General features: G+C 41.6%; 13 protein-coding genes, 2 tRNA genes and 3 rRNA genes. 11 read left to right on the top strand and 7 right to left on the bottom strand.

What is annotated here, in order from left to right:
* The first annotated feature begins 130 nt into the window (after positions 1–130).
* The 6 genes from ACLCEG_RS11905 to ACLCEG_RS11880 all read left to right on the top strand — a co-directional run bounded on the left by ACLCEG_RS11905 (position 131) and on the right by ACLCEG_RS11880 (position 6,242).
* Positions 131–1,668, top strand: a 16S ribosomal RNA gene (locus tag ACLCEG_RS11905).
* A 59-nt stretch (positions 1,669–1,727) separates the two neighbouring features.
* Positions 1,728–1,804 (top strand) — tRNA-Ile (locus ACLCEG_RS11900).
* 55 nt (positions 1,805–1,859) lie between these two features.
* A tRNA-Ala gene (locus ACLCEG_RS11895) sits at positions 1,860–1,935 on the top strand.
* Between the two features lie 340 nt (positions 1,936–2,275).
* Positions 2,276–5,166 (top strand): 23S ribosomal RNA (locus ACLCEG_RS11890).
* Positions 5,167–5,344: 178 nt separating this feature from the next.
* A 5S ribosomal RNA gene (gene rrf / locus ACLCEG_RS11885) occupies positions 5,345–5,459 on the top strand.
* Together the 16S, 23S and 5S rRNA genes with 2 tRNA genes alongside form the textbook arrangement of a ribosomal RNA operon.
* Positions 5,460–5,645: 186 nt before the next feature.
* The gene (locus ACLCEG_RS11880; protein WP_019458627.1) at positions 5,646–6,242 is read left to right on the top strand and encodes a glutathione S-transferase family protein; all 597 of its coding nucleotides are present in this window, start codon (positions 5,646–5,648) and stop codon (positions 6,240–6,242) included.
* Between the two features lie 48 nt (positions 6,243–6,290).
* Here ACLCEG_RS11880 and ACLCEG_RS11875 read toward each other — a convergent pair whose 3' ends face one another.
* Positions 6,291–6,983 (bottom strand): TIGR04219 family outer membrane beta-barrel protein, encoded by a 693-nt coding sequence (locus tag ACLCEG_RS11875; protein WP_025465232.1) that lies wholly within the window; start codon positions 6,981–6,983, stop codon positions 6,291–6,293.
* A 629-nt stretch (positions 6,984–7,612) separates the two neighbouring features.
* Here ACLCEG_RS11875 and ACLCEG_RS11870 point away from each other — a divergent pair.
* The gene (locus tag ACLCEG_RS11870) at positions 7,613–9,091 is read left to right on the top strand and encodes a sodium-dependent transporter (RefSeq protein WP_004704674.1); all 1,479 of its coding nucleotides are present in this window, start codon (positions 7,613–7,615) and stop codon (positions 9,089–9,091) included.
* A gap of 12 nt (positions 9,092–9,103) precedes the next feature.
* A complete protein-coding gene (locus ACLCEG_RS11865; RefSeq protein ID WP_004704675.1) occupies positions 9,104–9,247 on the top strand; it encodes a methionine/alanine import family NSS transporter small subunit in 144 nt (47 codons plus the stop codon).
* 42 nt (positions 9,248–9,289) lie between these two features.
* Here ACLCEG_RS11865 and rsmB read toward each other — a convergent pair whose 3' ends face one another.
* The gene (gene rsmB, locus ACLCEG_RS11860) at positions 9,290–10,594 is read right to left on the bottom strand and encodes a 16S rRNA (cytosine(967)-C(5))-methyltransferase RsmB (RefSeq protein WP_410567648.1); all 1,305 of its coding nucleotides are present in this window, start codon (positions 10,592–10,594) and stop codon (positions 9,290–9,292) included.
* Positions 10,591–11,553, bottom strand: a complete 963-nt coding sequence (gene fmt / locus ACLCEG_RS11855) for a methionyl-tRNA formyltransferase (RefSeq protein ID WP_410567646.1) — start codon at positions 11,551–11,553, stop codon at positions 10,591–10,593. Before fmt ends, rsmB begins: the two co-directional genes overlap by 4 nt.
* A 348-nt stretch (positions 11,554–11,901) precedes the next feature.
* Here fmt and ilvD point away from each other — a divergent pair, with 348 nt between their 5' ends.
* The 3 genes from ilvD (at position 11,902) to ACLCEG_RS11840 (ending at position 16,145) form a co-directional block, all read left to right on the top strand.
* Positions 11,902–13,731: a dihydroxy-acid dehydratase gene (gene ilvD / locus ACLCEG_RS11850; protein ID WP_019458622.1), complete on the top strand. Its 1,830-nt coding sequence runs from the start codon at positions 11,902–11,904 to the stop codon at positions 13,729–13,731.
* Positions 13,732–14,044: 313 nt separating this feature from the next.
* A complete protein-coding gene (locus ACLCEG_RS11845; RefSeq protein ID WP_410567644.1) occupies positions 14,045–15,334 on the top strand; it encodes a hypothetical protein in 1,290 nt (429 codons plus the stop codon).
* A gap of 79 nt (positions 15,335–15,413) precedes the next feature.
* Positions 15,414–16,145, top strand: a complete 732-nt coding sequence (locus ACLCEG_RS11840; protein WP_410567642.1) for a sulfite exporter TauE/SafE family protein — start codon at positions 15,414–15,416, stop codon at positions 16,143–16,145.
* A gap of 9 nt (positions 16,146–16,154) precedes the next feature.
* Here the strand turns inward: ACLCEG_RS11840 and ACLCEG_RS11835 are convergent, their stop codons facing one another.
* The 4 genes from ACLCEG_RS11835 to ACLCEG_RS11820 all read right to left on the bottom strand — a co-directional run bounded on the left by ACLCEG_RS11835 (position 16,155) and on the right by ACLCEG_RS11820 (position 22,197).
* Positions 16,155–17,045, bottom strand: a complete 891-nt coding sequence (locus ACLCEG_RS11835) for a LysR family transcriptional regulator (RefSeq protein WP_151750262.1) — start codon at positions 17,043–17,045, stop codon at positions 16,155–16,157.
* Between the two features lie 79 nt (positions 17,046–17,124).
* Positions 17,125–18,420, bottom strand: coding sequence for a solute carrier family 23 protein (locus ACLCEG_RS11830; RefSeq protein ID WP_068933368.1), 1,296 nt, complete (start codon positions 18,418–18,420; stop codon positions 17,125–17,127).
* 297 nt (positions 18,421–18,717) lie between these two features.
* Complete coding sequence (gene ppc, locus ACLCEG_RS11825; protein ID WP_410567641.1) at positions 18,718–21,402, bottom strand: phosphoenolpyruvate carboxylase; 2,685 nt, start codon at positions 21,400–21,402, stop codon at positions 18,718–18,720.
* Between the two features lie 171 nt (positions 21,403–21,573).
* A complete protein-coding gene (locus ACLCEG_RS11820) occupies positions 21,574–22,197 on the bottom strand; it encodes a TetR/AcrR family transcriptional regulator (RefSeq protein ID WP_039254035.1) in 624 nt (207 codons plus the stop codon).
* Positions 22,198–22,231 lie beyond the last annotated feature (34 nt).

Here is a 22,231-nt window from a genome sequence, read left to right as displayed (position 1 = left end):
TTGATTAATCGAAATAATTTTCATTGATTGATTGGTTTAAATTACTCGAAGTTTATTTGAGCGAAATTTAAGTCAGTAATTGATGAGCCAGAATTGGTACCTTGTCTTTAAATAAGGTACAAAATGATTTTAACTGAAGAGTTTGATCATGGCTCAGATTGAACGCTGGCGGCAGGCTTAACACATGCAAGTCGAGCGGAGAGAGGTAGCTTGCTACTGATCTTAGCGGCGGACGGGTGAGTAATGCTTAGGAATCTGCCTATTAGTGGGGGACAACATCTCGAAAGGGATGCTAATACCGCATACGTCCTACGGGAGAAAGCAGGGGATCTTCGGACCTTGCGCTAATAGATGAGCCTAAGTCGGATTAGCTAGTTGGTGGGGTAAAGGCCTACCAAGGCGACGATCTGTAGCGGGTCTGAGAGGATGATCCGCCACACTGGGACTGAGACACGGCCCAGACTCCTACGGGAGGCAGCAGTGGGGAATATTGGACAATGGGGGGAACCCTGATCCAGCCATGCCGCGTGTGTGAAGAAGGCCTTATGGTTGTAAAGCACTTTAAGCGAGGAGGAGGCTACTTTAGTTAATACCTAGAGATAGTGGACGTTACTCGCAGAATAAGCACCGGCTAACTCTGTGCCAGCAGCCGCGGTAATACAGAGGGTGCAAGCGTTAATCGGATTTACTGGGCGTAAAGCGCGCGTAGGCGGCTAATTAAGTCAAATGTGAAATCCCCGAGCTTAACTTGGGAATTGCATTCGATACTGGTTAGCTAGAGTGTGGGAGAGGATGGTAGAATTCCAGGTGTAGCGGTGAAATGCGTAGAGATCTGGAGGAATACCGATGGCGAAGGCAGCCATCTGGCCTAACACTGACGCTGAGGTGCGAAAGCATGGGGAGCAAACAGGATTAGATACCCTGGTAGTCCATGCCGTAAACGATGTCTACTAGCCGTTGGGGCCTTTGAGGCTTTAGTGGCGCAGCTAACGCGATAAGTAGACCGCCTGGGGAGTACGGTCGCAAGACTAAAACTCAAATGAATTGACGGGGGCCCGCACAAGCGGTGGAGCATGTGGTTTAATTCGATGCAACGCGAAGAACCTTACCTGGCCTTGACATAGTAAGAACTTTCCAGAGATGGATTGGTGCCTTCGGGAACTTACATACAGGTGCTGCATGGCTGTCGTCAGCTCGTGTCGTGAGATGTTGGGTTAAGTCCCGCAACGAGCGCAACCCTTTTCCTTATTTGCCAGCGAGTAATGTCGGGAACTTTAAGGATACTGCCAGTGACAAACTGGAGGAAGGCGGGGACGACGTCAAGTCATCATGGCCCTTACGGCCAGGGCTACACACGTGCTACAATGGTCGGTACAAAGGGTTGCTACACAGCGATGTGATGCTAATCTCAAAAAGCCGATCGTAGTCCGGATTGGAGTCTGCAACTCGACTCCATGAAGTCGGAATCGCTAGTAATCGCGGATCAGAATGCCGCGGTGAATACGTTCCCGGGCCTTGTACACACCGCCCGTCACACCATGGGAGTTTGTTGCACCAGAAGTAGCTAGCCTAACTGCAAAGAGGGCGGTTACCACGGTGTGGCCGATGACTGGGGTGAAGTCGTAACAAGGTAGCCGTAGGGGAACCTGCGGCTGGATCACCTCCTTAACGAAAGATTGACGATTGGTAAGAATCCACAACAAGTTGTTCTTCATAGATGTATCTGAGGGTCTGTAGCTCAGTTGGTTAGAGCACACGCTTGATAAGCGTGGGGTCACAAGTTCAAGTCTTGTCAGACCCACCATGACTTTGACTGGTTGAAGTTATAGATAAAAGATACATAACTGATGATGTAAGCTGGGGACTTAGCTTAGTTGGTAGAGCGCCTGCTTTGCACGCAGGAGGTCAGGAGTTCGACTCTCCTAGTCTCCACCAGAACTTAAGAGAAGTTCGGATTACAGAAATTAGTAAATAGAGATTTCGGTCTTGGTTTATTAACTTCTGTGATTTAAGTATCACGGTATTAAGCATGACCTGACGAAGGCGTGTTTATTCATTAACAGATTGGCAAAATTGAGTCTGAAATAAATTGTTCACTCAAGAGTTTAGATTAAGTAATTAATCTAGATGAATTGAGAACTAGCAAATTAACTGAATCAAGCGTTTTGGTATATGAATTTAGATTGAAGCTGTACAGTGTTTAAGTACACAGTACTCTAAACTGAAATGTTGAAGTTACTAACTTGTAGGTAACATCGACTGTTTGGGGTTGTATAGTCAAGTAATTAAGTGCATGTGGTGGATGCCTTGGCAGTCAGAGGCGATGAAAGACGTGATAGCCTGCGAAAAGCTCCGGGGAGGCGGCAAATATCCTGTGATCCGGAGATTTCTGAATGGGGGAACCCACCTACTTTAAGGTAGGTATTGCAACATGAATACATAGTGTTGCAAAGCGAACGAGGGGAAGTGAAACATCTCAGTACCCTTAGGAAAAGAAATCAATTGAGATTCCCTCAGTAGCGGCGAGCGAACGGGGATCAGCCCATTAAGTTATGTGTGTTTTAGTGGAACGCTCTGGGAAGTGCGAACGTAGAGGGTGATATTCCCGTACACGAAAGGGCACACATAATGATGACGAGTAGGGCGAGGCACGTGAAACCTTGTCTGAATATGGGGGGACCATCCTCCAAGGCTAAATACTCCTGACTGACCGATAGTGAACCAGTACCGTGAGGGAAAGGCGAAAAGAACCCCTGTGAGGGGAGTGAAATAGATCCTGAAACCGCATGCATACAAGCAGTGGGAGCCGACTTGTTCGGTGACTGCGTACCTTTTGTATAATGGGTCAGCGACTTATATTCAGTAGCGAGGTTAACCGTATAGGGGAGCCGTAGAGAAATCGAGTCTTAATAGGGCGTTTAGTTGCTGGGTATAGACCCGAAACCAGGCGATCTATCCATGAGCAGGTTGAAGGTTGGGTAACACTAACTGGAGGACCGAACCCACTGTCGTTGAAAAGCCAGGGGATGACTTGTGGATAGGGGTGAAAGGCTAATCAAGCCTGGTGATAGCTGGTTCTCCCCGAAAGCTATTTAGGTAGCGCCTCGGACGAATACCATAGGGGGTAGAGCACTGTTTCGGCTAGGGGGTCATCCCGACTTACCAAACCGATGCAAACTCCGAATACCTATGAGTACTATCCGGGAGACAGACTGCGGGTGCTAACGTCCGTAGTCAAGAGGAAAACAATCCAGACCGCCAGCTAAGGCCCCAAAATCATAGTTAAGTGGGAAACGATGTGGGAAGGCATAGACAGCTAGGAGGTTGGCTTAGAAGCAGCCACCCTTTAAAGAAAGCGTAATAGCTCACTAGTCGAGTCGGCCTGCGCGGAAGATGTAACGGGGCTAAAACTATGTGCCGAAGCTGCGGATTTGACATTAGTCAAGTGGTAGGGGAGCGTTCTGTAAGCCGATGAAGGTGTATTGAGAAGTATGCTGGAGGTATCAGAAGTGCGAATGCTGACGTGAGTAACGACAAAACGGGTGAAAAACCCGTTCGCCGAAAGACCAAGGGTTCCAGTCCAACGTTAATCGGGGCTGGGTGAGTCGACCCCTAAGGCGAGGCCGAAAGGCGTAGTCGATGGGAAATTGGTTAATATTCCAATACTTCTGTGTAATGCGATGAGAGGACGGAGAAGGTTAAGTCAGCCTGGCGTTGGTTGTCCAGGTGGAAGGATGTAGGTATGTATCTTAGGCAAATCCGGGGTACTCTATACTGAGATCCGATAGCAAGCTGTACTTGTACAGTGAAGTGGCTGATACCATGCTTCCAGGAAAAGTCTCTAAGCTTCAGTTACACAGGAATCGTACCCGAAACCGACACAGGTGGTCAGGTCGAGTAGACCAAGGCGCTTGAGAGAACTCTGCTGAAGGAACTAGGCAAAATGGTACCGTAACTTCGGGAGAAGGTACGCTGTTGTTGGTGATGGAACTTGCTTCCTGAGCTGATGACAGCCGCAGAAACCAGGCCGCTGCAACTGTTTATTAAAAACATAGCACTCTGCAAACACGAAAGTGGACGTATAGGGTGTGATGCCTGCCCGGTGCTGGAAGGTTAATTGATGGGGTTAGCGTAAGCGAAGCTCTTGATCGAAGCCCCAGTAAACGGCGGCCGTAACTATAACGGTCCTAAGGTAGCGAAATTCCTTGTCGGGTAAGTTCCGACCTGCACGAATGGCATAATGATGGCGGCGCTGTCTCCAGCAGAGGCTCAGTGAAATCGAAATCGCTGTGAAGATGCAGTGTACCCGCGGCTAGACGGAAAGACCCCGTGAACCTTTACTGCAGCTTGACACTGAACTTTGACCTTACTTGTGTAGGATAGGTGGGAGGCTTTGAAGTTGGAACGCTAGTTCCAATGGAGCCGTCCTTGAAATACCACCCTGGTAATGTTGAGGTTCTAACTCTGTCCCGTTATCCGGGACGAGGACCGTGTCTGGTGGGTAGTTTGACTGGGGCGGTCTCCTCCTAAAGAGTAACGGAGGAGTACGAAGGTGCGCTCAGCGTGGTCGGAAATCACGCGTAGAGTATAAAGGCAAAAGCGCGCTTAACTGCGAGACCCACAAGTCGAGCAGGTACGAAAGTAGGTCTTAGTGATCCGGTGGTTCTGTATGGAAGGGCCATCGCTCAACGGATAAAAGGTACTCTGGGGATAACAGGCTGATACCGCCCAAGAGTTCATATCGACGGCGGTGTTTGGCACCTCGATGTCGGCTCATCTCATCCTGGGGCTGAAGCAGGTCCCAAGGGTATGGCTGTTCGCCATTTAAAGAGGTACGCGAGCTGGGTTTAGAACGTCGTGAGACAGTTCGGTCCCTATCTACCGTGGGCGCTGGAAATTTGAGAGGATCTGCTCCTAGTACGAGAGGACCAGAGTGGACGAACCTCTGGTGTACCGGTTGTGACGCCAGTCGCATCGCCGGGTAGCTATGTTCGGAAGGGATAACCGCTGAAAGCATCTAAGCGGGAAGCCTACCTCAAGATAAGATTTCCCTAGGAATTTATTCCTCTAAAGAGCCGTTCGAGACTAGGACGTTGATAGGTTGGATGTGGAAGCATAGTGATATGTGAAGCTGACCAATACTAATTGCTCGTGAGGCTTGACTATACAACACCCAAGCAGTTGTATATAAAGCATCAATCGATTCATAAATCTACAAACAAACTTGATTTAGTTACTTCACTAGATAAAATGAACAAGTCAGATTCAATCAGCCCAATCTGTAAAGATTTGGAAAACGCTTCGGCAATCAATAAGACCAAAGCAAGTATCCATAAACAGTTGTGCTGGCGACCATAGCAAGAGTGAACCACCTGATCCCTTCCCGAACTCAGAAGTGAAACCTCTTAGCGCTGATGGTAGTGTGGGGTTACCCATGTGAGAGTAAGTCATCGCCAGCTCATTATTCAAACACCCCGGTCTCGAAAGAAACCGGGGTGTTTTTTTATGGATAATAAAAAAATAAAGATAAAACTCTGAATAAAGTAGACAATAAAAGCAGATATATATTAATTCTAAGAAAGAGTTCTGTTATAAATAATAAGAAAATTAATCTTTTAAGTAAGCATAATAAGGGAAGTGAATCGATGATAATTTATGGTGATGTAGGTTCTGGTAACTGTTATAAAATTAAATTATTACTTTCCTTATTAAAAATTAATCATACATGGATCCATGTTGATATTTTAAACAAAGAAACTCAAACAGATGATTTTTTGTCGTTAAATCCGAATGGAAAAATACCTGTATTAGTGCTGGATGATGGTCGTGTTTTGAGTGAATCCAATGCTATTTTAGGTTATGTGGCTGAAGGAACAAAATTTATTCCTACAGATCCTTTTATTAAAGCAAAAATGTACCAATGGATGTTCTTTGAGCAATATAGCCATGAACCGTTTATTGCAGTTGCTCGTTTTATTAATAAATATTTAGGTTTACCACCAGAAAGAATAGATGAATATCATAATTTACAACCAAAAGGGCATAAAGCGTTATCAATTATAGATAAAGCTTTAGTAGAGTATGATTATCTTGTTGGAAATCAATTAACCATTGCGGATATCGCCTTATATGCATATACACATGTCGCTGACGAAGGCGGCTTTGATTTAAAGTTATATCCAAATATTCGAGCATGGTGTCAAAGAATTCGAGAACATTTAGGTTATGTAGATATGATTTAAATAAAAAAGAACTCATATAGAGTTCTTTTTTATATCTGAAAGTCTGATTTAAAAATGTGCTTCTAAACCTACATAAGGACCTTTAAACTCAAATTTTAGGTCATTATTATCATAATCATCTAAGTCAATATTGAGTACGCGGTAGCCAGCTTTCAAGCCTAAATCAACTGCTAAATTATCGATGAATTTATACTTTACCTCTGCTAATGCATCAGTAATTTTTGCATCATTAAAGTTTGTATAGGTTGCTTCGCCTTTAGCACTTAAACCTGTGAATGGAAGTTTTACTTCGCCTGACAAATAAGCGATAGGATATGTTTTATCTATATCCACACGTTTGCCAGTATAAGCAGTGATATCACCATTTAATACAGTTGCCCCAAGACCAGCATCTACACTCACAATATTATCGAGTAACTCGTAGTAAAGAATAAAATCGCTATGATCTAAATTAATTTTATAGTTAGCTTGACCTAAGGTTTCTGACTTGGTTTGCGTATCTAGATTTACATAGCGAATTTTTGCATTTGGAATAAATGGAATTGGGTGCTCAAAAGCTAATGATAGTTGAGCACTACCTTTTCGATCTAAATCTTGGTCATCTGGTAATTGTGAAGACATGTTTGCTTTACCATCGTAAAACCAGTAACTCACGTCTCCTTTAACCCCTATAAAATCCGCTTGAGCAAATCCGCTAAGACTCATCCCGAGTGCTAGAAAAGACATTTTTAATATCTTCATCATCATATCCTAAGTAAAAGAAATCTTTGAGGGCATGATATAGATATCTGGGTAGTTATGCATTGATGAAAAATAGTGTATAAAAAGCTAATAAAGTTTTAATTTTTTAAAATATTATATGTTTTTGATTTTTATATAAAAATATGTATTTTGTTGTGGAAATTATTTTATAGAACTTAGTATAAATTTTGTGAAAACAGAAAATGATGTTTTGCTCATTATTATGAGAAAAATTAGTTGATATATCCACTTTGTGAAATCTAAAAGAATTTAAATGGTAGAAAATATCATTGTATATAGCAGCACAATAATATGCTTTAAAATACTAATATCAGTTAAAAAATGATCAGACTAGATCAAAATTTCTAAAAAAACGTAAAATTTCAGATGGAAATTACAGTAAAAAGAAATAAAAGCAGGTATTGTTCAGCTATATAGGGGCAAAAAATGGACAAAAATCTTTAAGGAAGAATTTTCTATTTTTGCTTGTTTGTTTAGGGAAGAAAAATACTCAAAAGGTTCATTTTATTTTCTACAAACACAAAAGTATTTTTTGGTTCTTTTTTGCATGCGGAATAACAATCAACAATAGCAGTAAAAATAAGTAATCTCTTAACATTAGGTGTTCTATGACAGATTCTCGTGAAAACTGGACGTCACGATCTGGTTTTATTATTGCAGCCGTTGGTTCGGCTGTAGGCTTAGGTAATATTTGGCGCTTTCCATACGTTGCATATGAAAATGGTGGTGGTGCGTTTCTTATTCCTTACTTACTTGCACTCATTACTGCTGGTTTACCGTTACTATTTTTAGATTATGCGGTAGGTCATCGTAGTACAGGTTCACCACCTAAAGCCTATAGAGCTTTGTTTAAGGGTGGAGAAACTTTAGGATGGTGGCAGGTTTGTGTTTGTATCATCATCGGTTTGTACTACGCAAGTGTACTGACTTGGGCTGGCAGTTATATTTATTTCTCTATTGGTCAAATGTGGGGAAGTGACCCAGAAGGCTTCTTCTTCAATACTTACTTACAGACCTCAAAAGCAACAGGCTTTGATTTGCAGTTTGTAAGTCATCTATTTTGGCCAATTGTAGGAATTTGGGCGCTGACTTTAATCATTTTATATGGTGGAGTGAAAAAAGGTGTTGAATTATCGAATAAGATTTTCATGCCTTTGTTATTTGTTTTGTTTACTATTTTAGTGATTCAGTCATTGCGTTTACCTGGTGCGGCACAAGGTTTAAATGCATTCTTTACCCCAAACTGGTCTGCCATGATGGACTATAAAGTTTGGTTAGCTGCTTACGGTCATACCTTCTTTTCACTTTCTGTTGGTTTCGGGATCATGGTGACCTATGCATCTTATTTAAAACCAAAAACCAATTTGACAGGTTCTGGTCTTATTGTTGGTTTTGCCAATGCATCAACAGAGATTTTAGCGGGTATTGGTATTTTTGCTGCGCTTGGTTTTATGGCACATGCAGCAGGTACTGAAGTTAAAGATGTTGTAAGTGGTGGTATTGGACTCGCATTTATTGCTTTCCCTAAAATTATTTCAAGTTTAGGTTCTGGTGCTGACCTATTTGGTCTTTTGTTCTTCTCTTCATTATTTGTAGCTGGTATTTCTTCAATGGTCAGTATTTTAGAAGTACCTATTGCAGCGATGCAAGATAAGTTGAAGTGGGGACGTAAGAAAGCTGTAACCATTATTGGTGGCGGTAGTGCTCTAGTTTCAATTATTTTATTCTCAAGTGTAAATGCAATTAAGCTTGTTGATATTGTTGATCACTTTATTAATAACATTGGGATTATTGGTGGTGCATTGATCTCAATTATTAGTGTAGCTTGGTTTAAACGTTCAGCACTTAAAGAGCTTCGTGACCATGTAAACCGAATTTCAACCATTCAATTGGGTAAAGGTTGGGACTTCACTTTAACAGTCATTACTTCTTTAATCTTATTAACAACACTTTCTATGACTGTTTTTAATTTGATCAAAAATGGCTATGATACTTATAGTATGAGCTTACAAGGTATATTCGGCTGGGGCAGTGTAATTTTCTGTGCAGTCGTTGCTATCGTGCTAAGCAAAATGAAAGATCGCTAGGAGGATAAAGGAATGAATACTTCGGCAATCGTGATGATGATTATTTCAATGGTGTTTGTATGGGGTGGGCTGGCTTTATCCATCTTACATTTATCTAAGCATCCTGAAGAGTTAGATGAAGTTTTAGAAGAAGTAAAAGACCAGCACACACTTTGATACTGGTCTAGAAAAAAAAGCAGGCTCTTAAGCCTGCTTTTTTTATGCAATTTTTTGGATTTTACAATAATAAAATCCATCACCAGATTGAGCTTGTGGCAACAATTGTTTGCCATGAGTTTGTTCAATTCCCCAAGCTGCTTCGATTTTCACTTCTTTTGCATCAGTATGCTCTGCAAAGAAGTCGATCATCTGTTGTTCATTTTCAGCTTTTAAAATTGAACAAGTGATGTAGAGCAATATGCCGCCAACTTTAAGTTGTTGCCACATGTGTTCCAAAATCTGCTTTTGTAGCTCAATGGTTTGCGCTATATCGGTAGATTGACGTAATAGGCGTATGTCAGGGTGACGTCGAATGACACCTGTCGCAGAGCAAGGTGCATCAAGCACGATACAATCTACTGGTTCAGTCGGAGTCCACTCGGTTGCATCGGCAGCCAGAATTTCAGTATGGCTTTGATCTAGTGCTAGTCGGTTTAAGTTTTCAGTCACGCGGACTAAACGACTCGCGTCCTGATCAATCGCGATTAACTGTGCTGGTTTAAATTTTTCTAGTAAGTGAGCTGTTTTACCACCCGGAGCAGCACAAGCATCAATCACTGTTTTATTGTTTAAATCAGGCAATAGAGTTGCACATAGCTGTGCATGTTCATCTTGTACAGAAAGCCATCCATCTTCAAAACCAGGCAGCTGGGTAATTTGTACAGATTGCTCAAGAACAATACCTGCTTCAGATAGAGCACATGCACGTGCCTGAATATCTAGACTTTGTAGTTTTGCTAAATAAGCATCTCGACCAATGTGTCGCTGGTTCACTCGTAAAGTTAAAGGTGCAACTTGTTTTAATGATTGGCAGAGTGCTTCGGTTTGTTCACCCCAATCTTTTTTTAGTCGCTTAAAGAGCCAACTTGGTAAGCCATGCGCTTGCTGTAAACCTTGCTGAAAATCATCAGTTTCACGAGTAGCTCGGCGTAAAATAGCATTTACAATGCCGCTGAGTGCAGGGAATCCAAGTTGTTTGGTCGCATCTACTGTTTCCGAAATGGCAGCATGTGCTGCAATACGCGTACATAAAACTTGATAAAGACCAACGTATAGGCAGGTTTCTACTGTCTCATTATTTAAAGGCTTACTGAGTAGAGGTAAGCTAATTGATTTAAGGGCAAACCATTGACGCAATGTACCTAATACAAGCTCATGGAATAAAGCACGGTCACGCTCTGCCACTTGATTGAGCTGTGTATTTAAAATACTAGCAAGTGATTGTCCTTGCTGAACTTTTAATAACGTCTGGACGACTTGAGCACGTAGGTTAAAACGTGATGAATTTGAATTAACCTGACTCATGGCAGAATCTGTCCTACGTGAAGTTTTTGAGTTTGTGCAATTTGCTGAGCATTTAATGCTTTACCACCCGGCCATTGCACACTCGTCAAACAAACAAATGTATTTTCACCGCAAGCAACATGCACGCCTTGTTTATCAATTGCAATAATTTCACCAGCTTGGGCATCTGCTTTACTTTGGCTAGAAACTGTTGAGTTCCAAACACGCAGTGCATTGTTTTCATCAAGCTGAACAAAAGCGACTGGCCAAGGGTTAAATGCACGGATATTTCGGTCAATTTGAACAGCATCTATTGACCAATCAATACGAGCTTCTGACTTTACAAGTTTATGAGCATAGACCGTTAAGCTTTCGTCTTGGACTTCGCGTTCTGCCAAATATTTTTGTAGTGTTTCTTCTGACTCAAGTACCGCACAAATTGCTGTTGCACCTTGATCTGCAAGTTTGTCATGTAAAGTCGCAGAAGTATCTTCGACAGTGATTGGACAATAGGTTTTATACATCATATCGCCTGTGTCTAAACCGGCAGCCATTTGCATGATGGTGATACCAGTTTCTTCATCACCTGTTGCAATCGCGCGTTGAATGGGCGCTGCTCCACGCCAGCGTGGTAATAATGAACCGTGAATATTTAAGCAACCATATTTAGGTGTATCGAGCACAGCTTGTGGAAGAATCAAACCATAGGCTGCAACCACCATCACATCAGCGCCTAAAGCAGCAAGTTCTTGTTGAGCAGCCAAGCCTTCTTCAGTTGAAGCTTTGAAGTGGAGTGGTTGATAAATAGGAATATTGTGTTCAAGTGCAAGCTGTTTTACAGGAGATGGCGTTAGTTTTTGTCCACGACCCGATTTACGATCTGGCTGAGTATAAACCGCGATAATTTCATGGGAAGTTTTTAATAAAGCCGCCAATGCTATTGCAGCAAATTCGGGGGTGCCAGCAAAAATAATTTTCACAAATGCAATCCAAAAAGAGTTTATGGGTAGTATACGTGAAAAACGTTTGAAGCCCTAAACTCATAGCGCTTGAGCGTTTTAGTTTTTTAATAGTGAACAAAAAATTATTGAAAAAATTTTATTGATAAAAAAAGGTTATAAAAAAATAAAAAATTATTCATGTAAGTTTTGCTAAATATTGACTGAGTATTATCGTTATTGGCTTTCCCTATATTATTTGCTTCTATAGAATGGAGAATGATCAAATTATGATGATGAGTCAATATTCCGACTGATCTAACGCTATATCAGTATCATTCAGCCAGAGTGGAAGAAATTCCGCTCAAGCACAACTTGTTGGAAACACAAATGCCTGACTATCGTTCAAAAACATCGACACACGGAAGAAATATGGCTGGCGCACGTGGCTTATGGCGTGCAACAGGAATGAAAGATGAAGATTTCGGCAAACCGATTATTGCGGTGGTCAATTCATTTACTCAATTTGTTCCGGGCCATGTCCATCTAAAAGATCTAGGGCAGCTTGTCGCAGCAGAAATTCAGGCAGCAGGTGGTGTTGCTAAAGAGTTCAATACAATTGCAGTAGATGACGGGATCGCAATGGGGCATGATGGCATGCTGTATTCATTACCATCACGTGATTTAATTGCGGATTCAGTTGAATATATGGTGAATGCTCATTGCGCCGATGCGATGGTATGTATTTCGAACTGTGACAAAATTACACCGGGAATGTTGATGGCTGCGATGCGCCTAAATATTCCAGTAGTTTTTGTTTCTGGCGGACCAATGGAAGCGGGTAAGGTTAAATTCCGCGGTAATGAAAAAGCGATTGACCTTGTAGATGCCATGGTTGTTGCGGCTGATGAAAGTTATACAGACGAAGAAGTTGCAGAATTTGAACGTTCAGCATGTCCAACCTGTGGTTCATGTTCAGGTATGTTTACTGCAAACTCAATGAACTGTTTAACCGAAGCTTTAGGCTTATCTTTACCGGGTAATGGTTCGATTGTTGCGACGCATGCAAACCGTAAAAAATTATTCTTAAAAGCAGGTCAGCTTATTGTCGAATTGGCTAAGCGCTATTACGAACAAGAAGATGCAAGTATTTTACCTCGTTCAATTGCAACTAAGGCTGCATTTAAAAATGCGATGACGCTTGATATTGCAATGGGTGGTTCAACCAATACAGTTCTACATTTATTGGCTGCGGCAAGTGAAGCTGAAGTTGATTTCACCATGGATGACATCGACGAATTATCACGTCGAGTTCCTGTACTTTCAAAAGTAGCACCTGCAAAACAAGATGTTCATATGGAAGATGTTCACCGTGCGGGCGGCATTATGGCGATCTTAGGTGAGCTTGATCGTGCGAATTTACTTGATGTATCTGTACCGACTGTACATGAGAAAACTTTAAAAGATGCATTAGATAAGTGGGACATTATTCGTACTGAAGATGCAGATGTTTATGAGTTCTATCGTTCATCTCCGGGTGGCGTACCAACTCAAGTTGCTTTCTCTCAAAATCGCTACTATTCAACTTTAGATGGCGACCGTGAAAAAGGCGTGATTCGTAATGCAGAGCATGCATTTTCTAAAGATGGTGGTTTAGCAGTTCTATACGGCAACATCGCGCTTGATGGTTGTATCGTGAAAACTGCGGGTGTAGATGAATCGATCCTGAAATTTACGGGTACAGCACGCGTATTTGAAAGCCAGGATGCTGCTGTAGATGCAATTTTGGGTCATGAAATTAAAGCTGGTGACGTTGTGGTGATTCGTTATGAAGGTCCACGTGGTGGTCCGGGTATGCAAGAAATGCTTTACCCAACCAGCTATCTTAAATCGAAAGGTTTAGGAAAAGACTGTGCATTGGTGACAGATGGTCGTTTCTCTGGTGGTTCATCAGGTCTTTCAATTGGACATGTTTCGCCGGAAGCTGCGGAAGGTGGTGCAATTGGTTTAGTTGAAGATGGCGATACCATTGAAATTGATATTCCAAACCGTACGATTCACTTGAACGTTGATGATGCGACTATGGCGCACCGCCGTACAGTTCAGGAAGCGAAAGGCTGGCATCCGAAAGAAGAACGTAAACGTAAAGTATCAAAAGCGTTAAAAGTTTATGCAATGCATACAACAAGTGCGGCAAAAGGAGCTGTACGCGTTCTATAAAATGTTCAATTTTAATAATTGAATAGGAAACATGCACCCATTAACACGATGAATTGCTATCATGTTATGGGTGCATTTTTTATGTCTGGTAAAAAAAATCCGCTTGTAGAAAAAGGTGTTTTCAGATCATTCTATGGGTTTACCATAAATGGTGATAAAATCTTCACCTACGCAGAAACTCGCGAAATAACATGACATATTTTCTGCGCGAACTTAGGTAGTCATTTTTCTATCTCGACTACTGTTTAACCTTGCACTATGATCAAAATAACTTTTGATCTCGCTTAGGATTTATTTTTTAGAGGCACTACTCATGTCACTGCTACGCCGTTGGTTTGACCCTATCCGATCGAGCTGGTTTTACCAAAAACCTTCTCGTCAAGCGGTGTTACCCACGGAAAATGGTTTAAGTATTTATTTACGACTTGATGATGTGTATAGCTATCTGGCTGTTCAGCAATTGTCTCAGCTAGATGAAATTTTAAGTGATGAGCTTAAACCTTTAAAAATTATTATTTCTCATACAGCTTCTGAACCTCCGAACAGCATGACGCATGAGGAATGGCAGCATTATTGTTTAAATGATGCCAAGATTTTAGCAAATCAGCATCGATTTGCTTTTGATGAGTTCCCAGAAATCCCAAGCCAAGAAGCTTTAAAACAAGCCACTGTCATACTAAAAAGAACTCCATTACAAGGTCAGAACTTCTTCCATTTACTTGAAGATATCTTTCACATGCTTTGGCAACAGCAATATGGAAAGTTACGTACTTTACATGCCATGGCGGTGAAGCATCAGATGCCACAGCATTTCCCAGAACGTATTTTTACAGATGAGCCTGTACAGGCAGCGTACTTTGAATTTGGTGGACGTAAATATCACGCAGTGGATGATTTATTACGTCTAACCCGTCGTTTAAAACAACAAAAGTTACTGACAGGTATTCCGATTTTTTTAATTAATCATATCGAATGGCGTGAACATTTGATTAATGATGCTGAAGCACTCAATGAAATTCAGGCTCTTCACCCTGAGCTTGATGTATTTATTGCTTTAGAAGATCCAATGAGCTGGTTACTTCTCGCATATATTAAAGAAGAACTCGCAGACTATTATGATATTCAGTTAAAAGTCTATCCGCTTAGTTACCAAGGCAGAGACTGGTTTGACTGGAGCTTGGCAACCCGTGTTTCTAAACGTACTGAGGTGGCTTTTACACCTTTTTGCCGCCCTACAGAAGAAAGTACGCTTGAGATGGCAAAGCTTTTTTATAGTGTGCCGGAAAGTCAGCAACTCGATGCAATTTTTACTATTTTGCAGGCAGTTTGGACGAAAGGAAAAGACCTATCTTTCCAGAGGCATTTTCAAGAGTTACAACAGCAACTCGGTATTGAGCACTTAACCGAACAGGATGTCCCTTCTCTCTTGGAACAAAATGATGCACTTTGCAAAGACAAGCATCAGCCTGATCTGCCGGTTTTAGAACTACGTATTGATGGTCACAGCTATGTGTTTAATAGCTTGTACCGAGTTTGGATGATTGAAAGTATTTTTAGTAATGTTTTAGAAGAAAAATACAAGACGGCCTCAACTTCTAATTGAGGCCTACTCCTAAAAACAAGAATAGGGCAAAACCTGTTTTTTTCCGTAGCATAACCATGTAGGGAATCGGAGATAAACAGTGACTTTTTTAGCAATTATTATGATGGTGTTTGCCTTTGCTGGCATGATCAAAGGCATGATTGGCCTAGGTTTGCCCGCAGTATCAATGGGTTTACTCACCATCGCAATGAGCCCTTTTCAGGCTGCATCTCTTTTGATTGTTCCTTCAATGGTCACCAATGTTTGGCAGCTTTTTGCTGAGGGGCATGTTTGGGCTTTTATTCGCCGTTTCTGGACCTTACTCGTAGGCATTGTGATTGGTTCAATATGGAGCTTTCTACCCACTTTAAGTCAAAGTCACGGGCACAGTAGTGAGATTTTATTAGGCTGTATGTTGGCTTTATATGGGCTTTATGGACTGTGTGTCAAAAAGCTTCCACACTTAGGGAAACATGAGCGCTGGTTATCGCCGATTATTGGATATATTGGTGGGGCAGTCACCGTAGCCACAGGCGTTATTATCATTCCTGTAGTGCCATATTTGCAGTCTTTACATTTAAAACGTGACGAGCTGGTTCAGGCTTTGGGATTAACGTTTACGGTTTCTACCATTTGTCTTGCAGTCTTTTTACACCATAACCCGATGTCTGGAGTAACACTGGACTATCGTTTATCTTTTGCTGCATTGTTGGCTGCACTCATTGGAATGTGGATCGGTAAAAAAATCCGTTATCGACTTAATGAGCAGTTATTTCGCCGTATCTTTTTTATAGGGTTGGTGTCGTTAGGGCTTTATATGATTTTGCACTGAGCCAAATTTCTAAGGGCGATGCTCTAATAGAAAATCTGCAAATTGCTTATAACTGCTAGGCAACTGGCTGAAATTTTGCGTTGCTAAAAGTAGTTTTCGGTTTGCCCATGCGCCGAGTAATTGGATGGAGTGGAAATCATAGTCCGATTGCAGGCGCTGCGCAGCACGGGCAGGCATAATCGCAATACCCACGCCTTTGGCAACGACTTCAGCAATTGCGCTAAAGTTAGGTAAGCGCAAACGGTACTGTATGTTAAAGCCTAATAATTTCGCTTGAGTTTCAATGGACTGTTGCAAAGAGTGGTGGGCTTTAAGGCCAATAAAACCATAGCTTAAAGCCTCTACCAAATTTAGCTTTTGATATTGAGCTAACTCATGTGTAGCAGGACAAATCAAAACTAGAGGATCACTCGCAAATTCTTTAGTTTGCAAATGTTGGGTATCGAAAAAGCTTGAGACCAAGCCAAGGCTCGCAATTCCTTGGGTTAATGCATCTACAATTTCTGAGCTTTCTGCTTCGTGCAAATCGATATTCATTTCAGGATGAAGCACTAAATATTGCGGTAATAACGGAGGCAAATATTCGCTTTGAGCTGAAGAGTTACACCAAAGCGTTAAGGCTTGTGTTGTAGATGACTTAAAGCGCTGCATTTCTTGTTCGAGTTGATCTTTTTGAGCTAAAAGCTGACGAGCATGTTCTACAAAAGCATGTCCCGCTGTGGTGAGCTCTACACCTGTAGTTTGGCGAATAAATAAAGGTGTTTCAAAATATTGTTCGAGTTTTTTTATACGCTCGCTCGCTGCTTGAAGTGAAATAGCAGAGCGATCAGCACCTTTAGTTAGGCTACCTGTAGAGACAATATGAAGAACCAGCTGTAAATCAAAAAAATCAAAACGCATGATAGGAACGTATTGAAGCGCAAAAAATCATCATACTAAATCGGAATGAAAAAAGGCAGCTTACGCTGCCTTTTTGAATTTAAGTTTTATCTTTTAAACTGAACAACCAATTGAGAATAATGGCTGCAAAAGTTGCGGTACCAATACCACCTAAATTGAAATTACCGAACAATAATTCAAAGTTACCAGCACCTAAAATAATCGTCACAGAAGCAACAATCAGGTTTTTATTGTTAGAAAAATCAACTTTATTTTCAATCCAGATTTTTGCACCGGCAATGGTAATTAAACCAAACACGACAATAGACGCGCCTGTTAAAACTGCGCTTGGAATGGTACTAATTACCGCGCCAAATTTTGGAGATAGACCTAAGAAAATTGCGAAGACACCCGCAATCACAAAAACAATAGTTGAGTACACACGAGTGACTGCCATCACACCAATGTTTTCACCATAAGTGGTCATCCCCGGCGCGCCGACACTACCAGAAAGCGTTGTTGCCAAACCATCTGCAACAAATGCTTTGCCTAATTGCGGTGTTAGGTTTTCGCCAGTCATTGCACCAACAGCTTTAATATGGCCTAAGTTCTCTGCTACTAAAATAAGTGCAACTGGCGCAATAATTAGCATAGCTTTGGTATCAAAAGTAGGATGTGAAAAGCTTGGAATACCGAACCATGCAGCCTGTGATATCTGGCTAAAATCGATTGGTTTACCTAAACCTAAACCATTGGTGGTGATGGCATAAATTGCATAAGCCAAGATTAAACCAACCAACAGAAGTAGGCGTTGTAGTAGGCCACGTGTAAAGACTGCAATACTGCCCATACAAAGCACAGTAATTAATGCCATCCACATTTCAAATGGTTGGCCTGCAACGCCTTTAATGGTAACAGGTGCAAGGTTTAGACCAATAATCATCACAATTGCGCCAGTCACTACAGGCGGCATGAGTTTTTCAATCCAGCGTGTACCCGTAAGCATTACGATGAAACCGATGAGTGCGTAAAAGATACCGCACGCTACGATTCCACCTAACGCCATAGATAAGTTTGGATTGGCACCCGAACCTGTAATGTGCCCAGTCGCTGCTGCAACCACACCAATAAAGGCAAAACTTGATCCTAAGTAACTTGGAACACGACCACCTGTAATTAAGAAAAACAGGATGGTACAGATACCGGACATTAAAATAGCAAGGTTAGGATTAAAACCCATGAGTAGCGGCGCTAAAACAGTAGCTCCAAACATGGCAAATGCATGTTGGATACCTAAAACGGCACTTTGAACTGGTGGGAGATATTCATTGGTAGAGACCGGTCGATGGTCAACATCACCTTGGTAAGGCTGCCATTTTGGAAACCAGTTGGACATAAAATAAGCTCATTATTCTTTAATTGGTGCAATCATACCCTTTCTTGGGAAAGCATTTAATCTCTAGAGAGAAGTATATGGGAGAAAAGTAATTATTTTTTAACGATTGGTATAATTTTAATAATTCTAAATATGCGGAATTAGTTATTTTTTTATAATAAAGCTTAATTTTATGATTTTAGAAAAATTTTTAAAAAAATAAAAAATCGGGGAAAATTTATGAAAAATGGGGAACTTTGCAAGTAAAAAGCAGCACATCTGTGATGTGCTGCTTTGTCAAACGATTGGTAAAAAAGCTTAACCCGTATTGCGTAAACCAGCAGCAATACCCGCAATACTGACCATCAGTGCATGGTCAACGGGGGTATTCTCTGCCTGACGCTCCGCTAGGTAATCGCGGCGGCGTTTCATGAGTTCAGCCTGTAAAAGATGCAAAGGAAGTAAGTATGGTTTGCGAACCTGCATAGATTGATCAAGAACATCATTATTGCTAAGAAGTTTTGACTCATCTTTTAAGGTTAATAAAGTTTGTACAGCATCTTTTAGGCGCTGACGTAACTGGTTGCCGAGTACTTTTAAATCTTCATCTTCAGTTAAATGAGATTCGTAGTAGAGTGCAATGTTGGCATCGGCTTTAGACAATACCATTTCCAACATATCAATGAGCGTTTGGAAATAAGGCCATTGCTGAAGCATTTCATCAAGTGTTGCTTTTTGCTGATCGGCAATTACTTCATTAATGGCAGCACCTGTACCTAACCATGCAGGTAACATCAAACGGATTTGAGTCCATGCAAATACCCATGGGATGGCTCGTAAAGACTCGATGCCGCCACTCACTTTACGTTTTGCTGGACGCGAGCCTAGAGGCAACATTTGTAATTCAAGCTCAGGCGTGACAGTACGTAAATACTTCACAAAATGTGGATTTTCACGAACTGTTTGACGATAAACCTTCACAGAATGATCTGTCATACGGTTCATGAGTTCACGCCATTCTGCTTTAGGCTCTGGTGGTGGCAACAGTGTCGCTTCAAGTGTTGCTGCGGTATAGATTTCAAGGTTTTGCATTGCAATACCTTCTAGACCGAATTTGAAGCGGATCATTTCACCTTGTTCTGTCACACGAATTGCGCCAGAGATTGAACCTGGTGGTTGTGAGAATAGTGCCTGTTGGGTTGGGGCACCACCACGGCTAATTGAGCCGCCACGACCGTGGAATAGGGTCAACTGTACGCCGTGTGTACGAGCAATAGCAGTCAGTTCTTCTTGAGCACGATATTGCGCCCAGTTGGCAGACATAAAGCCAGCATCTTTTGCGGAGTCGGAGTAACCGATCATCACTTCGTGTTTACCCTGAATATGCTGTTTATACCAATGCATATTGAACAGCGTATTCATGGTTGTTGCAGCGCCATCTAAATCTTTTAGAGTTTCAAACAGAGGCACCACACGTAAAGGATGCTGAATACCTGCTTCTTTTTGCAATAACAATACCGCCAAAACATCACTTGGATATTCAGCCATCGAAATAATATAGGCACCTAAAGACTCAGGCGGTTGGTCTGCCAAAGTACGCATGGTTGCAAATACTTCTTGGACATCTGGGTGGCCGATTAAACTCCCTTCCGGTTCATTAATATATTTCGGTAGAAGTGGGCGTTTGCTTTGGAGTTCCTGAATGAGGAAGTTTTGGCGTGCTTGCTCAGTCCATGACTCAAAATTACCTAAACCTAAATATTCGGTAATGGCTGAAATGGCTTGGCGATGACGACCTGATTCTTGGCGAATATCAAGTTTAAGTAATTCAATACCAAAACAGTTCACACGGTAGATAAAGTCGAGAAGTTGACCATTCGCAATTTCAGGAAGGTTACTGTCAATTAAAGAGCGATAGCACAGCAATAATGGTTGTAACAGCTCATCTTTGCTTTTAATGACATTGCTGTCATCTGCTTCTAAACCTTGTAGACGCTGCGCTAACCAGTGACGAGTTGCTTTTAAGCGTTCGCGTGTAGCACGTAAATACTCACGATAAGGTTCTGCATGTTGGCTACCAATCGCTTGAATCATTTCTTCGGAACACGTCTGGATTGAAAGTTCCCAACGTAAGTTTTCAATATCTCTCAGGTAAAGGTCAGCAGCTTGCCAGCGTGATAACCACAGCACTTCTTGCGTAATTTGATGCGTAACATTTGGGTTACCATCACGGTCTCCACCCATCCAAGATGCAAAGCGCACTGGCGCAATATTGAGTGGTAAGTTTTGTTGGCAATTGTCTTGAACTAATTCATTTAATTCACGAATGAATTTAGGTACGGCATTCCAAAGCGTTTGCTCAATGGTTGCAAAGCCCCATTTTGCCTCATCGACAGGAGTCGGGCGGTGCTGACGAATTTCATCTGTTTGCCAAGCCGAACTAATTTGTTGTTTTAAGTTGGCAAGAGCATTTTGGCGTTCACGTGGAGTAAGTTTTTGCTGATCAAGCTGTGAAAGACAAGCGTTGATATCGTCATATTTTTGAATGAGGGTACGACGGCTGACTTCGGTTGGGTGCGCCGTAAGTACCAGTTCAATATTTAAATCACAAATTTGCTGAAATAGTTTTTCTGTCGAAATACTTTTATCTTTAAATTTTTGAAATAAGTGAACAAGTGTATTTGGAGAATTAGCCTCCGAATCAAATTCTGCCTGTCTGCGGCTACGCACGACATGGTATTGCTCGGCAATATTGGCAAAATTCAGGAAGTGAGAAAAAGCGCGGGTGAGAGGTAATAGCTCTTCATCGGGCAGTTCTAAAAATAATTGTTCTAATTGCTTTTCGGCTTCAGCTTGACCATCACGTGCACCTTTGGCAAGCGCACGGATTTGCTCGATCTGATTAAACAGTTCCTGTCCTGCATGTTGTTTTAGGGTTTCACCTAACAAATTGCCAAGTAAGCGGACATCCTCACGCAGTGGCGCATCGATTTGCTGAACCATGCTATTTTTCTCCTGTTCTTATTCTTATCGAATATAGCGCGATTAACAAACATTCCAAGCTTTGAGCGTAAGAAAATGTGAATTTTTGCTTAAAAAATAACATTTAATTCGCTTATAGCGACTTAAAAGATGACATGCACTCAGTGCAACTTTTGGCAATCGGACTTTGGTTTAATTTCGATATTTAAGCAGGAATAAATGAATTGCATCTTGAATAATCTGGTCTAACTCTTGCGCATTCGGTACAGCAATAATCCTAAGTAGAACTTTATGGTGACGTACACCAAGCAACAACGTTAAAAGAAGCTCTGTTTGATAAACGGGATCATCGGCCTGAATAAAACCTAGCTCAGCTGCTTTTTGGAAGAACGCGGCTAACAGATTTTGAAGTCGGGTATGGGATGCCGTGAAAAATTGTTCAGCTAAAGGGCTCTGTTCTGCTGCGAGTTCAAATAACACATGTTCAAGCTTTAATGCTTCAGGTGAATAAATAATCTGCAAGGCACGCGAACACACCATATACAGTGTTTGATAAAAATCTGCCGATGCATCTAATTCAAATGGTTTAGTGCCTAGAGTCTCTTCGCAAGTTTCTGTAATCGCGCAGATAAACAGGTTTGCTTTGTCTTGAAAGTGGTTATAAACCGTGAGTTTAGTAACTCCGGCTTCCTGTGCAATCTGGTTCATGCTGGTCCCGTGATAACCAGATTTTAAAAAAATAGCTTTAGCGGCTTGTAAGATACGAGCACGCTTTTCCAGATCTTTAGGACGACCACTTTGATTAACTGTTTGCACAAAACCCTCTAATAAAATTTTAAAAAAATAGATA

This window comes from Acinetobacter sp. H1(2024) (assembly GCF_046557555.1).
Taxonomy (GTDB): domain Bacteria; phylum Pseudomonadota; class Gammaproteobacteria; order Pseudomonadales; family Moraxellaceae; genus Acinetobacter; species Acinetobacter seifertii.
This window is presented reverse-complemented; position numbering and strand designations above follow the sequence as displayed.

Bases quoted from the DNA above. Each gene is read 5' to 3' on its own strand.
- ACLCEG_RS11880 (WP_019458627.1), top strand. From the start codon at position 5,646: ATGATAATTTATGGTGATGTAGGTTCTGGTAACTGTTATAAAATTAAA.
- ACLCEG_RS11875 (WP_025465232.1), bottom strand. From the start codon at position 6,983: ATGAAGATATTAAAAATGTCTTTTCTAGCACTCGGGATGAGTCTTAGC.
- ACLCEG_RS11870 (WP_004704674.1), top strand. From the start codon at position 7,613: ATGACAGATTCTCGTGAAAACTGGACGTCACGATCTGGTTTTATTATT.
- ACLCEG_RS11865 (WP_004704675.1), top strand. From the start codon at position 9,104: ATGAATACTTCGGCAATCGTGATGATGATTATTTCAATGGTGTTTGTA.
- rsmB (WP_410567648.1), bottom strand. From the start codon at position 10,594: ATGAGTCAGGTTAATTCAAATTCATCACGTTTTAACCTACGTGCTCAA.
- ilvD (WP_019458622.1), top strand. From the start codon at position 11,902: ATGCCTGACTATCGTTCAAAAACATCGACACACGGAAGAAATATGGCT.
- ACLCEG_RS11845 (WP_410567644.1), top strand. From the start codon at position 14,045: ATGTCACTGCTACGCCGTTGGTTTGACCCTATCCGATCGAGCTGGTTT.
- ACLCEG_RS11835 (WP_151750262.1), bottom strand. From the start codon at position 17,045: ATGCGTTTTGATTTTTTTGATTTACAGCTGGTTCTTCATATTGTCTCT.
- ACLCEG_RS11830 (WP_068933368.1), bottom strand. From the start codon at position 18,420: ATGTCCAACTGGTTTCCAAAATGGCAGCCTTACCAAGGTGATGTTGAC.
- ppc (WP_410567641.1), bottom strand. From the start codon at position 21,402: ATGGTTCAGCAAATCGATGCGCCACTGCGTGAGGATGTCCGCTTACTT.